The sequence below is a fragment of the Microbacterium sp. BWR-S6Y genome (genome assembly GCF_041379845.1).
In the GTDB taxonomy this organism is placed as follows: Bacteria; Actinomycetota; Actinomycetes; order Actinomycetales; family Microbacteriaceae; genus Microbacterium; species Microbacterium hydrothermale.
The window spans coordinates 137,812-153,156 of the sequence record NZ_JBFECV010000004.1 but is presented as its reverse complement, the minus strand read 5'-3'; the positions used below and the strand labels follow the sequence as shown (position 1 = coordinate 153,156).

The following is a 15,345-nucleotide window of genomic DNA, read 5'->3' as shown; positions in this document are numbered from 1 at the left end:
CCTCAGACCAGCCCGTGACGATACGCGAACACGACGAGCTGCACGCGATCGCGCAGGGCCAGCTTGGTGAGGATGCGGCTGATGTGCGTCTTCACCGTCGCCTCCGACAAGAACTCGCTCTCGGCGATCTCGGCGTTGCTGAGGCCCGTCGCCGCGAGCGCGAAGATCTCCCTCTCACGGTCGGTGAGCGCACCGTAGGCCGCGGGGACGGGCTCGGCGCCCGCGCCGTCGGCGATGTGGGCGAACAGCTCGCGGGTGGCCTCGGCCGCGATGACGGCCGAACCCGCGTGCACCGTGCGCACGGCCGAGAGCAGGAACTCCGGCTCGGCGTCTTTGAGCAGGAATCCGCTCGCCCCGCCCTGGATCGCCCGCGCGGCGGCCTCGTCGAGGTCGAAGGTCGTGAGCACCACCACGCGGGGCGCATCGGGCTCGCGGAGGATCTCGGCGGTCGCCGTCAGCCCGTCCATCACCGGCATGCGCACGTCCATCAGCACGAGGTCGGGGCGCGTCGAGCGCACCACCTCGATGCCCTCGCGGCCGTCGGAGGCCTCGCCGACGACCTCGAGGTCGGGTTGCGAGTCGATCACCATCCGGATGCCGGCGCGGAACAGGGCCTGATCGTCGACGAGGACGATGCGGACGGGGGCGGTCATGCGGAGTGGCCTCTCTCGAGAGCGGACGGGGGTGCGGCATCCGGACTCGTCACCGCGAGCCCCCGATCGGAAGGGTCGCGCGCACGACGAATTCGCCGTACTCGGGCTCGGCCGTCAACCGGCCGCCGACGAGCTGCGCGCGTTCGCGCATGCCGATGAGCCCGTGTCCGCCGGTGCCGACGGCTGCACCCGCGACGGCCGTCGATCGGGCGTTGCGCACCGACAGCTCGACGCGGTCGGTGAACCAGCCCAGGTGCACGCGCACGCGCGGGTCGACGCCGTGGCGGAGGGCGTTGGTCAGCGCCTCCTGCATGATCCGGTACACCGCGAGCTGGATCGCCGCGGGCGGCTCTCCCGGCGGAGGCGGGTCGACGCTCACGTCGAGGTGCACCCCGGCCGCCCGCACGCGGTCGAACAGCTGCGCCAGGTCGGCGAGGGTCGGCTGCGGGCCCTCTCCCTGGCTGTGACGCAGCTGTGTGAGGAGAAGACGCACATCGGTCAGCGCCGCCCGCGCGGTCGTCGAGATCGTCGCGAGCGCGTCGGACGCCGCCGCGGGGTCGCCTGCGGCGGCGTAACGGGCGCCGTCGGCCTGGGCGATGACCACCGCGAGCGAGTGGGCGACCACGTCGTGCATGTCGCGCGCGATGCGCACCCGCTGCTGCTCGGCGATCGTCTCGGCCTCGGCGGCGCGCTGGGCACGGCTGTTCTCCGCGGCGCGCAGGGCCGTGCGCACGAGGGCCCCCGACACCCACGCGAGCATGAGGGCGAATCCGGATGCCAGCAGCAGGGCGCCCACGGCGAACCAGTCGTTGACGGAGGGGGGCTCCGACAGCCCCCGGCCGACGAGGTAGAGCGGGATGATCGCGGCACCCGCGATGCCCGAGGCGAAGCCCCACCAGAACACGCGCCGGCTGCCGTAGGCGGCCGTCGTGTAGAGGACGGCGAAGATGGCGAGGTCGGTCGGGGACGGCTGCCTGCCGAAACCCATCTGCAGGAACGCGCCGACCCAGGCCAGGATGAGCGCGAGACCGGGCTGCAAGCGCCGCATCGCGAGGGCGGCGGTCAGCGCGAGGGCGACGAGGATCGCGCCGAGGGGTCCGGCGAAGCTCTGGGTGGCGTCGCCGACGACCTCGACCAGCAGGGCCAGCAGACCGAACAGCGCGGCGACGCCGAGGTCGGTGACCAGCTGATAGCGCTGGAGCGGGCGGAGGGAGAGCATCGTCCTCACGCTACGCGGGACCGCGGGGCCGCGGCATCCGTCTGTGGATGTATCCCGGGCCGTGTCGAGATCACCCGATCGGCCCGAGATCACACGCCGGAGCGCGGTGCGGACGGCGAGAGCGTGTGATCTCGGCGCGGGTCAGCCGGGGAAGTCGGCGGGCTCGATCGGGCGCGCTTCGAAGAACGTCTGGAGCACCACGGTCGTGCGGGTGTTGACCTGCGCCGCGGCCCGGATGTCGCGGATGAGCGCCTCCAGATCGCGCGGGGTGGGCACGCGCACGAACAGCATGTAGGCCGCCTCGCCCGCGATGGAGTGGCAGGCCTCGATCGCGCTGAGGTGCGCGAGGAGTTCGGGCGCGTTGTCGGGCTGCGCGGGGTCGAGCGGGGTGATCTCGACGAACGCCGCGAGCGGTCGCCCGAGGGCCTCGGCGTCGAGGATGGGCCGGTAGCCCTGCACGATGCCGCGCGCCTCGAGGCGGCGCAGTCGCGACTGGACGGCCGAGACCGAGAGGCCGACGCGCTCCGACAGGTGCGACAGCGTCGCGCGCGCGTCGATCGAGATCTCGCGGACGATCGCGGCGTCGACGGCGTCGTCGAGGCGGGGGGCGCGAGCGGGGGCCTCGGTCATGCGCTCGACAGTAGCAGTGGGCGCGAGGACGGCCCTGGCGGGGTCCGTAAGTTTTCCGTTAGCATGACGTTTTAACAGGAATATTTACACCCCCTGATCGGAGGATGCCATGACCATCGCGACGCCCACCCGCACCGACCGGGATCTGCTCGACGGTCGCACGGTCGACGAGGTCGAGAACACCCCCGCCTGGGCCCAGCTGAAGAGCGCGGCCACCGCCCTGCAGGACCTGCAGTCCACCGACGGCTCCATCGAGGACACCGCCGCCGCCGCGCCGCTCATCGACGATGTCGTCGAGGCCATCGCCGCGCTCGCACCCCTCTTCCCCCACGACGCCGACTACCTCGCGGCATCCGTCGCCGACTTCCGGCGGTGGGAGGCGGAGGGCCTGGGGACGCCGGACTTCCTCGACTCGCTCGTGGCCTTTCAGCCCCAGGAGCACAGGGTCGACGGCATCCGTCACCTCGTCGTCTTCCCGATGTACACGCAGAACGGCTCGAGCGACCGGCACGTCGAGGCGGTGCTCGTCGAGGCCATCTGGCCCGAGTTCATCGCGCGGCTCGAGACCGAGTACACCAACCGGCTGTTCGTCTCGCTGCGGCTGATCGACTTCACCTCGGGATACGACACCAACTCCGCCGTGCTGTTCCCCGAGACCGTCGCGATGCGCGAGATCCCGACCTTCACGTGGGGCGCGATCTTCCAGGACCGCGAGGCCGCCCGCTACCGCCGCGTCACGCGCGCCGCCGCGGAGATCACGAAGCTCGAGCTGCCCGCGGCCGCCGCCCGCATGCTCGACGACCAGGCGCTCACCGAGCGGACTTTCGTGATGTGGGACCTCATCCACGACCGCACTCACATGCGCGGCGACCTCCCGTTCGACCCGTTCATGATCAAGCAGCGGATGCCGTTCTTCCTGTACTCCCTCGAGGAGCTGCGGTGCGATCTCACCGCGTTCCGCGAGTGCGTCTCGCTGCAGAAGCGCCTCTCGGCCCGCGACGACCTCGACGACGCCGAGCGCACGATGCTCGAGCACGCCGAGCTCGTGCAGTACGCCGTCATCTTCGACCGCATCTTCCGCTTCGCCATCACCGGCTCGCGCGTGCGCAACTACGACGGACTCGGCGGTCAGCTGCTGTTCGCGTGGCTGCACCAGCGCCGGGTGCTGCACTGGACCGACACCTCGCTGGCCTTCGACTGGGACGAGGTCCCCGCCGCCGTGGTCGCCCTCGCCGACGCCATCGACGAGCTGTACTGGCGCTCGATCGACCGCCCCAAGACGGCGCACTGGCTCGCCGCCTACGACCTCGTGCGCAGCGTCGTGACGCCGCACCCCGCGTCGGTGTGGGCCCGCGGCCTGTCCGACGAGGTGCTCGCCGGCCTCCCCAAGGGCTACACGGATGCCGTCTTGAACGACGAGTTCCCGCTGTCGATGTTCTTCGAAGCGCTCGAGAAGAAGATGCGCCCGGTGATCGCCTCGACCGAGGGGATCCGCGGCACCGACTGAGCGGCATCCCGCGTCCGTCGAGAGGCCAGGATACGTCGAGCAGGCCGACGCCGGACCGACGTGTTCTGGACGCTCGACGCAGGGGGACGCCCGCCGCACGCGGAACCGGTCGCGCCCGGAGCCCCCGGGGAGCACACTCGGGGGAAGCGAAGCGGATGACGATGAGCGAAACGACGACGGAGACGACGATGAGCGACACGGTGCAGGCGCGGGAACTCGAACTCGTCGAGGGACGACTGGTCCTGCTCGCGGGGGGCACGAGCGCGGCGGGACGCTCCGCCGCGCGGACCCTCCGGGAGGCGGGCGCCCGGGTCGTGATCGTGGGGTCGGATGCCGCGCGACTCGCCGACGCGGCGCTCGCGGCACCGGGCGCCGCGACGGAACAGTGCGACCTCACCGACGCGGACGCCGTGGCCGCCCTGCGCGAGCGCGTCCACGCGGTGCACGGGCGCGTGGACGGGGTGCTGCATCTGGTCGGCGGGTGGCGCGGCGGCGGCGGGCTGGCCGGGCAGAGCGACGACGACTTCGCGTTCCTGCTGCGCTCGTTCGAGGCGCTGCGGCTCGTCAGTCGCGCCTTCGACGACGACCTGCGCGCCTCGCCCGCGGGCCGACTCGCCATCGTCTCGTCGACGTCGGTGACACGCCCCCTCGCGGGCGGGGCGAACTACGCGGCGGTCAAGGCCGCGAGCGAGGCGTGGACGCGCGCCGTCGCCCAGGGCTTCGCCAAGAGCGCCCGCGACGCGGACCGGGCGATCTCCGCGGCGGCGGTCATCTTTCGCGTCAAGAGCCTCGAAGGGCTCGAGGACGCCCTGGCCGCTGCCTTCGTGGCGCTGTGGGACGACACCGCCGACGCGTTCAACGACGTCGTGATCGAGGTGGGCGCGGGCGCCTAGACCTCGGTGGGGCGACGGGGGTCGTGACCGGGGGCGGGCGCCGTTCCGGCGTCGGCGCGCGGGTCGGCGTGCGCGGCGGGCTCCGGAGCCGACCGGTAGAGCTGCGACAGGGTGCGGTACGACCGCGAGAAGAACGCGAGCACGCCGACGGCGACCATGACGAGGCCCGCGAAGACGAACACGAGCGCGATACCCCGCGACTGGCCCTCTCCGAGGAGCCACCCCCAGGCGGCTCGCCCGCTGTCGCCGTTCATGTAGGGGATCACGAGGAACTGGGCGATCGGGGCGATCAGGAACGAGGTCACGGGCGCCGCCGCCGATTCGAAGGCAGCCGCGAAGCCGAAGACACGCCCCTGCGTGTCGAAGGGCACGACCCGTTGGATGACGGTCTGCTCGGCCGCTTCGACGGGCGGGATGAGGGCCATGTAGACCCAGATGCCGATCCCGTAGAGCCACCACCACTCGCGCAGGGTGAAGACCGCGCCCAGCGCCCCCATCGCGATGACGATCCACAGCATCGTGCGGATCGGGTTGCGTCCGAGCCCGAACTTCGCCACGAGACCGCCGCCGACGATGAAGCCCGTCGCCGTGACCGCCAGGACGACGCCCCACACCTCCGCCTCGTAGACCCGACCGTCGATCTCGAGACGGTAGAGCTCGAGACCATAGGGATCCATGAGCGCCATGTAGACGCCGCCGATCAGGTTGTTGAACGTGGAGAACAGCAGCAGGGCGAACAGCCCGTGCGCCGCGCGCACCGCACGGATGGCGCCGGCGACGTCGACCACCGGACCGCGCTGCGCGCCCGCGACAGGAGGGGGCTCGGGGATGCGGATGGTCAGGAGGTGGAGGAGGGCCACGACGGTGAGCACCACCGCGATCGCGAGCGTCCACCCCATGCCCAGGAACCCGACCGACAGCCCGCTGAACACGCTCGTCACGACGAACGCGAGGCCCTGCACGGTGCCGACGAGCCCGTTGGCGTTCGCGTGCCGTTCCACGGGAACCAGGAGGGTGACCGTCGTCGACAGGGCGATGTTGCGGAGATTCTCGATGACGGCGCCGCCGAGGATGATTCCCGAGAACAGCCAGAACCACGGGCCGCCGAGGTCGAGGAGCACCGACTCGGGGAAGCTCAGCCACAGGGCCCCCGCGAGGAGGAAAGCCGCGAGGGTCACCACGCCGGAGACGACCATGACCCGGTGCTTGCGATGGCGATCGACCAGCGTTCCGAACACCATGGCGAAGACCGCCAGCAGCAGCATGTATGCACCGCCGACGATTCCCGTAGCGAGAACCGACCGCGTCTCGAGATAGACCCAGAAGGTGAGCGCGAACCAGAGGAAGCTGGTCGTGACGTTTGCCGCGGCCGTGTTGATCACGACAGCGAGGAACGTGCGCCGCCCCCGCGCGGGCGTGACCGCGGCGGCTGCGGCGGACGGCGAGGCGGACATGGACACACGGTAGACCCGACCTCCGACATCGGCCAGGGTCGGGCTCGGGCGGTCCGCGGCGGGGGGATTCCGTCGGACGCCGGACCGGGGCCGTCGCGCGCGGGACGCCGGCTCGGGGCCGTCGTGCGTGGACGGCCGACGCGCGCGAGACGCCCGCCCGGGGACCGTCGCACGAGACACACGCCCGGAGCCGTCGCGCACGGGGTGCCGGCCCGGGCCGTCGCGCGCCGCCGCCCGCGCGAAGCACGGCTCAGTCGAGCAGGCTCCGGATGTCGTCGGCGGTCAGCCGGGGGCCCGCGGCGAACGCTCCCCCGTCGTCGTCGTCGCCGCCGTCGAGCACGCGGGAGAAGAGCTCGGACTTGGCCTCCCGCAGGGCGACGACCTTCTCTTCGACGGTCTCGGACGACACCAACCGGTACACGATCACCGGGCGCGTCTGCCCGATGCGGTGGGCGCGGTCGATCGCCTGATCCTCGACGGCCGGGTTCCACCACGGATCGAGCAGCACGACGTAGTCGGCCTCCACCAGGTTGAGGCCGACCCCGCCCGCCTTGAGCGAGACGAAGAAGACCGGGTCGTCTCCCTCGCGGAAGCCGTCGATCTGCGCCTGACGATCGACCGTCGTGCCGTCGAGGTACCGGGAGGCGAGGCCCGCGTCGGTCGCGCGTTGACGTGCGGCGCGCAGGAACCGCGTGAACTGGCTGAGCACGAGCACCCGGTGCCCCTCGGCCGCCGCCTCGACGAGGAGCTCCTCGAGGGCGTCGAGCTTCGCCGACGGCGCTTCGCCCTCGTCGACCAGGGAGGGGTCCAGGGCCAGTTGCCGCAGCATCGTCAACGACCGGAAGATCGCGAACCTGTTGCCGTCGGCATCGTCGTCGAGCAGGCCGAGCAGCCGCTGCCGCTCCCGGTGGAAGCGTCGATCGTAGAGCTTGCGGTGCGCGGGGTGCAGCCCCACCGCGATGACGGTCTCCTGCTTGGGTGGGAGCTCGGATGCCACGAGCTCTTTCGTGCGGCGCAGGAGGAACGGTCGGATGCGACGGCGCAGGAGGTCGAGCCGCTCGCGATCCGAGTGCTTCTCGATGGGGGTGCGGTAGAGCTCGGTGAAGGACTCCCTCGTGCCGAGCAGCCCCGGAGCCACGAGGGACATGAGCGCCCACAGTTCGAGGAGGTTGTTCTCCATCGGGGTGCCCGTGATGACGAGCGTGAAGGGCACCGCGAGGCTCCGCGCCGCGCGATACCCGCGCGAGGCGGGGTTCTTGATCTGCTGCGCCTCGTCGAGCACGAGCCCCGACCACGCGACCTCGGCGTACTGCTCCTGCTCCAGGCGGAACAGGGCGTAGCTGGTGACGACGACGTGCGCACCGGCGGCCGCCTCGGCGATGCTCGTCGACCGTCTCGCGCTCGTCGCCGCGACGGTGCGCACCTCGAGCTCGGGGGCGAAGGACGCGCACTCGCGCGCCCAGTTGCCGACCACGCTCGTGGGCGCGACGATCAGGAAGGGGGCCATCGCCGGATCGGCGGCACGAGCGGCCTCCATCATCGCGATGGTCTGCACGGTCTTCCCGAGGCCCATGTCGTCGGCCAGGATGCCGCCGAGCCCCTGCACGCGCAGGAAGTGCAACCAGTCGAGACCGCTCCGCTGGTAGTCGCGAAGCGTCGCTCGAAGGCCCGCCGGCGGGTCGACCGGTTCGAGGGCGGCGTCGTCGGTGAGACCGCGGACGCGCAACCACCACTCCGCCTCGTGCGCGGCGATCATGCCGAGCTCGGACAGGTCGTCCCACAGACCGACGTTGTAGCGATTGACGGCCAGCTCCGCCCCGGGGCGATCGGCGAGGGCGCGCGCCTCGTCGATCACCGCGCGGAGGCGGTCGAATTCGGGGGTGTCGAGGCGGACGTACTCGCCGTCGCCCACGAACAGCACGCGATCGCCGAGAGCCAGGGCCGTGTAGAGGGAGGTGAAGTCGACCTCGACGTCGCCGACGCTGACGCGCGCGTGCAGATCGAACCAGTCGCTGCCGTCGTCGTCGCCCGTGCTCAGCTGGACGACCGGGGCCTCGGCCGACACCCGGTACACGGGCTCATCGCCCCGGGTCTCGACGCGGACGTGCGCGAGGGAACGCAGACGCGGCAGGCCCTCCGCCACGAGCAGCGCCGCCTCGCTCGCACTCAGCGCTCGCGCCGGGGCCGCACCCGTCGCGTACGGGGCGGGGAGCTCGAGCCGCATCTCGTCGGCGAGCGCCGAGACCGCGCTCCACACCGCCCTCTCGTGCTCGTCGTGGCGACGCCCTCGCGTCGGCGACCGATCCCACCTCGAGGCGACGGTCGTCGCCGCGTCACGGTGCTCGAGGGTGAGCTCGAGGATCGGGAGGGGAGCCGGCGGCACCTCGACGGTGCCCCTCGGGGACGCCACCGGCGCGTCGAGCTGCAGGCGGGGCAGATACTCCCGCAGGAACGTCGGAGTCCCGCCCTCGTCGATCGTGAGGGCCCCCGAGCGCGCGAGCAGCCCGCGAACGGGTCCCGACACGGGGGCCGACAGCCGGGCGAGGGTGATGCGCTCGTCGTCGCCGTCGCGGTCGGCGACGAACGCCACGGCGACCGCCGGTTCGCCGACCACCCACGACGGGAGGGCCGCGGTGTCGTCGTCGAGGCCCTGGACGCCCCCGCGCACGTGGAGCGTGCTGCCGCGCCGATCCAGCGTCACCGCCGCCGCGACCGGCTCGTCGACGATGCGGACCGGGTGGTGCGCACCGGCGCCCGACACCAGGGGGACGCCCGCCGCGACGACCGCGTCGAGCTGCAGCCACAGCGAGTGCGGAGGGACGGCGGACAGCGGCATCCATTCGTCGGACAGGTAAACGCCGGCACCGTACCGCCCCAGTCGCCCGAGGCTGTCGAGCGCGGCGCGGGCGCGCGGATCGGCGGGGAGGGTCGCGAGGGCAGACCAGCCGGCGCGCCCCTTGATCCACGTTCCGCGCGTGCCGCGCACCCCGGGACGCGCGGTGAGGGTCAGGGCGGTTCCGTAACCGCGCCCCCCGCCGCGGCGGATCGCCAGGAAGAGGCAGAGCTCGAAGGGGGCCTCGTCGTCGACGGGCGGTGCGGTCGCGAACAGCTCGTCGAGCGAACGCTGCCATTCCGGGCGCGGCGGACGCCCCGCGGCGATCAGCCGGTCGAGCAGGACGAGCGCCGTCGCGCACGAGTGCTCGCACTCGGGGCCGCGACCGCAGGAGCACCACCCGGACACGCGGGAGAAGTCGGCGGCGACGCGCAGTTCGAGGTGCTCGTAGCCCGCGGCGCCGAACGACTGGGCCGACACCACGAGCACGTCGCCGACCGACCGCGCGTCGCCCACCTCCACGGAGCCGTAGACGAGGAGGCGGTCGGCGCGGATCATCGCGGACGACGAGAACATCTCGCCCGCGATGCTGAGCGCTTCGGGATCCAACCTCATCCCCCCATTCTCGTCGGGGGCACCGACACCCCGTCGCGCGTCGGGCGATCCGTGGAGGAGATCACCCCTGGGGAGGAGTCGGGAAAAGTTACGCTGGAGGGGTGACTTCCCTCCACGACACGTCGGTGCGCGGCTTCGCGTCCGACAACTATTCCGGCATCCACCCCGACGTCCTCGCCGCGATCACCGCGGCCAACGAGGGCCACCAGGTCGCCTACGGCGAAGACGTCTACACCGCGCGCCTGCAGGAGCTGTTCGTCTCGCTCCTGGGCGACGGTGTCGAGGCCTATCCCGTGTTCAACGGCACCGGCGCGAACGTCGTCGGCCTGCAGTCGATGCTCCCCCGCTGGGGCGCCGTGATCTCGGCATCCACCGCGCACATCAACGTCGACGAGGGCGGAGCCCCCGAGCGCGTGGGCGGCATCAAGCTGCTGACCGTGCCCACCGACGACGGCAAGCTGACGCCCGAGCTCGTCGACCGCGAGGCGTGGGGCTGGGGCGACGAGCACCGCGCGCAGCCCCTCGTCGTCTCGATCACGCAGTCGACCGAGCTGGGCACGCTCTACACGGTCGACGAGATCCGCGAACTGGCCGCGCACGCGCACGGGCACGGCATGCGCCTGCACATGGACGGCGCCCGCATCTCGAACGCCGCCGCCGCCCTCGACGTGCCCCTCCGCGCGTTCACGCGCGACGCCGGCGTCGACGTGCTGAGCTTCGGCGGGACGAAGAACGGCGCGATGATCGGCGAGGCCATCGTCGTGCTCGACCCCGAGGCGTCCACGGGCCTGACCTACCTGCGCAAGCTCGACATGCAGCTGTCGAGCAAGATGCGCTTCGTCTCGGCGCAGCTGGTCGCCCTGCTCGAGGACGACCTGTGGCTGCGCAACGCCCGGCACTCGAACGCGATGGCGCAGCGCCTGCGCGCGGGCGTCGAGGCGGGCCTCGCCGACGGGTCGATCCGGGGCGTGGAGTTCACGCAGCCCACCCAGGCCAACGGCGTCTTCGCGACGCTTCCCGCCGGAGTCGCCGACCGCCTGCGCGCGAGCTTCCGCTTCTACGACTGGGACGAGATGCGCCGCGAGGTGCGGTGGATGTGCTCGTTCGACACCACCGAAGACGACATCGACGCGTTCGTCGCGGCGATCGCGCGCGAGACGACCGCCTGACCCCGGCCCCGAGGGCCGGGGTGCAGCGAGGGCCCCGGCATCCCGTCCCGATCCGGAGGGGATGCCGGGGCCCTCGTCGTCTCACGCTCCCGCGAGCCAGTCCCGGTAGGCGTCGAAGGTGTTCTCGCGGCCGAGGAACGCCTCGACGAGCTCTCGCGCGTCGCGCGTGCCGCCCGGCTCGAGGATCTCGCGCCGATAACGCGCGGCGGTGTCGGCGTCGAACAGGTCGTCGCCGAAGGCCGACAGCAGGTCACGCGCGATCACGAGACTCCACTGATAGGTGTAGTAGCAGGCCCCGTAGCCGGTGAGGTGCCCGAATCCGGCGTAGGAGTGCGACCCGTCGAGCGGGGCCACCGGGCTCGCGGCGCGGTAGTACCCGTCGACGGCCGACGCGAGGTCGGCGGGGCGGTCCACGTGCAGGCGGTACGACGTCGTCGCGTGCCCGAGCTGCCGGGTCACCTCGAGCCCCCGACCGAACGCGTCGGCGGTGCGCATGCGCGCGACGAGATCGGCGGGAATGGACTCGCCCTCGTCGTTCACCGCGAAGGCGGCGAGCGCCTCGGCATCCCACGCCCACTCCTCGAGGAGCTGGCTGGGCGCCTCGACGAAGTCCCACTCGGTGGCGACGCCGGTCCAGCGCGCCCACTTCTGGTGCCCGCCGAGGATGTCGTGCACGAGGTGCCCGAACTCGTGGAAGAACGTCACGACCTCGTCATGCTCGAGCAGTCCGCGCGAGAAATTGCACAGCAGCACCGACTCGGGCAGGGCGCGCCCCGCGATGCCGGGGGCCAGGCCGAAGCACGCCGCGTGGTTGTACTTGCCCTCGCGCGGGTGCAGGTCGAGGTGGATGCGGCCGAGGCGCTCCCCCGCGCGGACGACGTCGTACGTGCGCACGTCGTCGTGCCACGACGGCGTCTCGACGGGCACGTAGGTCACGTCGAGCAGGCGACCGGTGGTGGCGAGCACGCCGTCGAGCACCCGGTCGAACCGGAAGTACGAGCGCACGAGCTGCGCGTCGACGTCGTACTCCTCGCGCTTGAGCGCCCCCAGGACGTACCAGAAGTCGGCGATCGTCACGGCATCGGCGTCGGGGTCGTCGCGGCGCAAACGCTCCCGCACGCGCTCGTACTCCGCGGACGCGGCCGGGGCCGCCGCCGCGGCGACGCGGTCGAGGAACGCGGCCACCGCCGCGCTCGAGCCGATCATGCGGGTCTCGGTCTCGTAGTCGGCCCAATCGCCGTAACCGAGCAGCGCCGCACGCTCCGCCCGCACGGCGAGCAGTTCGGCGAGCACCGGCTCGTTGACCGGCCACGCGAGGTCGTTGTACGCGCCGACCAGGGCGTGGCGCAGCGACCGGTCGCGCGCATACTCGCGCACCGGCATGAGGTCGGTGTACTCGGTCGTGAGCGTGACCAGCCCCTCCTCGTCGGCGGGGTGCGCCTCGATGAAATCGGCGGGCAGCCCCTCGAGCGACGAGGCGGGCACGCGGATCTCCCGACGCCCCTCGCGGATGTTGCGGGAGAACGTCAGCGACAGCTCGGTGTCGCGATCGGTCAGCTCGCGCACGCGTTCGCGATCGGCATCCGCGAGATCGACGCCACCGCGACGGAAGTCCCGACGGATCTGGTCGAGCAAGCGCTGCTCGTCGGGGTCGAGCCCCTCGGCGTCGAGGTCGGCGAAGACGCCCCACAGCTCGCGGTCGAGCAGCCGACGCGACTGCACCGCCTCGACCGCCTGCGCCTGAGCCTCGGCGGCGTCGCGGACCTCGGCATCGGGGTGCGACTCGCTGAGCAGGTGGGAAGGGGCGGCGGCCTCGACGAGCGCGAGCTCGGCCTCGTTCCAGAGGGCGAGACGCTCGCGGGCTCCCGACGACGTCTCGGCGACGAGCCGCGCGTCGATCTCGGCGACGCGGTCGAGTCGCTCGCGCGGGCGCTCGGCCGCGAACGCGTGCCACCCGTCGAGGTCGCGGGGCAGGGTCAGGGGTTCCAGGGGAGAATCCGGCATCCTCCGACCCTAGGCAGGGGGTACGACAGCGGGCAATGGTCGGTGCGCAGCGGCGCGTCTCAGCGCGCCGAGGGCCGCCCCAGCACCACGGTCGACAGCGAGGTGCGCCAGTGCCGCGCGACGTACTCCACGGCCTCGTCGACACCGAGCGCGCGACTGGAGTTGCCGATGCGCACCCACAGGTCGGTCGTCGTGCCGCCGTCCTTCGGCTGCGTGAGGTACACCGGCCGCGACGAGGGACGGCACTGGATCACACACACGGCCGGGCCCTCACCCGCGTGGCCGAAGACGATGCGCGGCTGCGCCGCGGCGTTGCGCCCCAGGGTCTGCGACAGCATGTCGCGCAGCCACAGCTCGAACCGGTCGTGGTCGGCGGTGCGCAGCGTCGACAGGTCGCGCTCGAGACCGATCGCGCGGCCGTCGTCGGCGACGCCGATGACCAGGGTGCCTCCGCGCGAGTTCGCGAAGGCGGCGACGGACTTGGCGATGGCGATCTCCATCCGCGCGTCCTTGCGCTGCTCCCGCACGTTCCACCGCGCGGTCTCTTTGAACTCCACGCGATCGCTCTCACCGGCGCGCACGAGTGCGGCGACGTCGATGTCGCCACCCGCCCGTCGCGCCGTCGCGACGACGGCGGCGACGACGGCGGACAGCCCGACGCTCGCGCCCACGGAGAACAGGATGGTCGTCGACACCCACAGTCGCGCCGCCCCGCCAATCCAGGCCGACAGCAGCAGTCCGATACTCACTCCCAGCACGCCGATGACCGTCATGGTCGGCAGGCTGAGCGATCCGGCCGGACCGAAGAGACGACGCAGCAGGATCGCGATGAGCGCCGCGAGGGCGAGCACGACCGGCAGCGCGATCGCCAAGTCGACGAGCGGGGTGTCCATCGGGTCGGGTCAGCGCAGGGCGCCCACCGAGGCCAGGGCGAGCCGGATCAGCGTGCCGCGCCCACCCTCCATCTCGTCCGAGAGCGCATCGGATGCCGCCTCCTGCGGCGAGAGCCAGGTGACCTCGAGGGCGTCCTGGCGCGGCTCGCACGTGCCGGTGACGGGGACGACGTACGCCAGCGACACGGCGTGCTGCCGGTCGTCGTGGAACGCGCTCACGCCCGGGAGCGGGAAGTACTCGGCCACCGTGAACGGCGTCGGCTGCGGCGGGAGCAGGGGGAAGGCCATCGGCCCGAGGTCGTTCTCGAGGTGGCGGAAGAGCGCATCGCGCACCGTCTCGCCGTAGCGCACACGTCCCGAAACGAGCGTGCGGGTCATCTCGCCCAGCGGCGTCGCGCGCAGCAGGATTCCGACCTGCGTCACCGCTCCCATGCCGTCGGTGCGCACGGGGAGGGCCTCGACGTAGAGCATCGGGAGCCGTCGCCGCGCCTCGGCGAGCTCGACCTCGCTCAACCAGCCCGGATTGGGGTTGGGGCCGCCCGGGGCGCCTGAGAACTGCGCCGAGAGCGGCTCGCGCTCGTCGCCGTTGTCGCCGGGTTCGGGGTCGGGGGTGCGCACGGGCATGCTCCCTGTATATCAACGTCTGCCCCGGATGCCGCGACATCGACGCCCCGCGGATCCTCGGCGGGCGATCGTCGCGGACGCCCCGCCCCCGCGCGTCCCGGGCCGCGCGTGGGCTCGCCTCGCCCCCGGCGATGTCGGAGGCCTTTGCGACAATGTCGGCATGAGCGCGCATCCCTCCCTCGACCCGTCCGTCGTGCGGTGGTCGGTCCCCGCGGCCGAACGCGGCGACCGACCGGTGCTCGTGCTGCTGCACGGGTACGGCTCCGACGAGCACGACCTGTTCGGTCTGGTGCCCTTTCTGCCCGAGCAGTTCGTCGTGGCGAGCGTGCGCGCGCCCCTGGCGCCGCCGTGGCCCATGCCGGGCGCCTCGTGGTACCCGATCGAGGGGCTCGACGGCCGCGATCCCGCGGCGGTGACGCGCGCCGCGCAGGCGGTGCTCGCGTGGGTGCGCGGCGCGGTCGGCGCGCACCCCGTGGGATTCCTCGGCTTCTCGCAGGGCGGGGCGGTCGCCGTGCAGGCCCTGCGCGTCGACCCCGATGCCGTCTCGTTCGTCGTCGTTCTCGCCGGCTACGCCGCCGGGGGCGAGCTGCCCGGCGACGAGGTGCTGGCCGAGCGCAGACCCCCGGTCTTCTGGGGCCGCGGGGCCGCCGACGACGTCATCCCGCCCGCCCTGGTCGATCAGACGGCCCAGTGGCTCCCCGTCCACAGCGAGCTCAGCGGACGGGTGTACCCCGGCCTCACGCACTCGATCTCACAGGACGAGCTCGACGACGTCCGCGCCTTCCTCGACGCGCGTCTCGCCGAGACGACCGCTCCGAACGCCGGCTGATCCTCGACCCGGTTCGCGGGAC

12 protein-coding genes are annotated in these 15,345 nt (G+C 72.4%); 4 read left to right on the top strand and 8 right to left on the bottom strand.

The window, feature by feature from the left end; all coding sequences use genetic code 11:
* Window positions 1-2 precede the first annotated feature (2 nt).
* The 3 genes from AB1K56_RS10145 to AB1K56_RS10135 form a co-directional block, all read right to left on the bottom strand.
* Window positions 3-653, bottom strand: a complete 651-nt coding sequence (locus tag AB1K56_RS10145) for a response regulator transcription factor (protein WP_136585991.1) — start codon at window positions 651-653, stop codon at window positions 3-5.
* Between the two features lie 49 nt (window positions 654-702).
* Window positions 703-1,872 (bottom strand): sensor histidine kinase, encoded by a 1,170-nt coding sequence (locus AB1K56_RS10140; protein ID WP_371205546.1) that lies wholly within the window; start codon window positions 1,870-1,872, stop codon window positions 703-705.
* A 141-nt stretch (window positions 1,873-2,013) separates the two neighbouring features.
* Entirely contained in the window at window positions 2,014-2,502 is a 489-nt protein-coding gene (locus tag AB1K56_RS10135) for an Lrp/AsnC family transcriptional regulator (RefSeq protein ID WP_136585993.1), read from the bottom strand.
* 109 nt (window positions 2,503-2,611) lie between these two features.
* Between AB1K56_RS10135 and AB1K56_RS10130 the strand changes: the two genes are divergently transcribed.
* A complete protein-coding gene (locus AB1K56_RS10130) occupies window positions 2,612-4,009 on the top strand; it encodes a DUF6421 family protein (protein WP_371205545.1) in 1,398 nt (465 codons plus the stop codon).
* Between the two features lie 188 nt (window positions 4,010-4,197).
* The gene (locus tag AB1K56_RS10125; protein ID WP_371205544.1) at window positions 4,198-4,902 is read left to right on the top strand and encodes an SDR family NAD(P)-dependent oxidoreductase; all 705 of its coding nucleotides are present in this window, start codon (window positions 4,198-4,200) and stop codon (window positions 4,900-4,902) included.
* On the opposite strand, the gene AB1K56_RS10120 is transcribed toward AB1K56_RS10125, so the two are convergent.
* Entirely contained in the window at window positions 4,899-6,356 is a 1,458-nt protein-coding gene (locus tag AB1K56_RS10120) for an MFS transporter (protein WP_371205543.1), read from the bottom strand. The two genes, AB1K56_RS10125 and AB1K56_RS10120, sit on opposite strands and share 4 nt — an antisense overlap.
* A gap of 250 nt (window positions 6,357-6,606) precedes the next feature.
* Window positions 6,607-9,804: a DEAD/DEAH box helicase gene (locus AB1K56_RS10115; RefSeq protein WP_371205542.1), complete on the bottom strand. Its 3,198-nt coding sequence runs from the start codon at window positions 9,802-9,804 to the stop codon at window positions 6,607-6,609.
* 101 nt (window positions 9,805-9,905) lie between these two features.
* Between AB1K56_RS10115 and AB1K56_RS10110 the strand changes: the two genes are divergently transcribed.
* Complete coding sequence (locus AB1K56_RS10110) at window positions 9,906-10,973, top strand: low specificity L-threonine aldolase (protein ID WP_371205541.1); 1,068 nt, start codon at window positions 9,906-9,908, stop codon at window positions 10,971-10,973.
* An 81-nt stretch (window positions 10,974-11,054) separates the two neighbouring features.
* On the opposite strand, the gene AB1K56_RS10105 is transcribed toward AB1K56_RS10110, so the two are convergent.
* Genes AB1K56_RS10105 through AB1K56_RS10095 form a run of 3 tightly spaced genes read right to left on the bottom strand, consistent with a single transcriptional unit; the run spans window position 11,055 to window position 14,494 of the window.
* Entirely contained in the window at window positions 11,055-12,977 is a 1,923-nt protein-coding gene (locus AB1K56_RS10105) for a M3 family metallopeptidase (RefSeq protein ID WP_371205540.1), read from the bottom strand.
* A 59-nt stretch (window positions 12,978-13,036) separates the two neighbouring features.
* Entirely contained in the window at window positions 13,037-13,870 is an 834-nt protein-coding gene (locus tag AB1K56_RS10100; protein WP_371205539.1) for a helix-turn-helix domain-containing protein, read from the bottom strand.
* Between the two features lie 9 nt (window positions 13,871-13,879).
* Window positions 13,880-14,494, bottom strand: a complete 615-nt coding sequence (locus tag AB1K56_RS10095; protein WP_264629927.1) for an NUDIX hydrolase family protein — start codon at window positions 14,492-14,494, stop codon at window positions 13,880-13,882.
* 160 nt (window positions 14,495-14,654) lie between these two features.
* Between AB1K56_RS10095 and AB1K56_RS10090 the strand changes: the two genes are divergently transcribed.
* Entirely contained in the window at window positions 14,655-15,323 is a 669-nt protein-coding gene (locus tag AB1K56_RS10090) for an alpha/beta hydrolase (protein WP_371205538.1), read from the top strand.
* The last annotated feature ends 22 nt before the right edge of the window (window positions 15,324-15,345 follow it).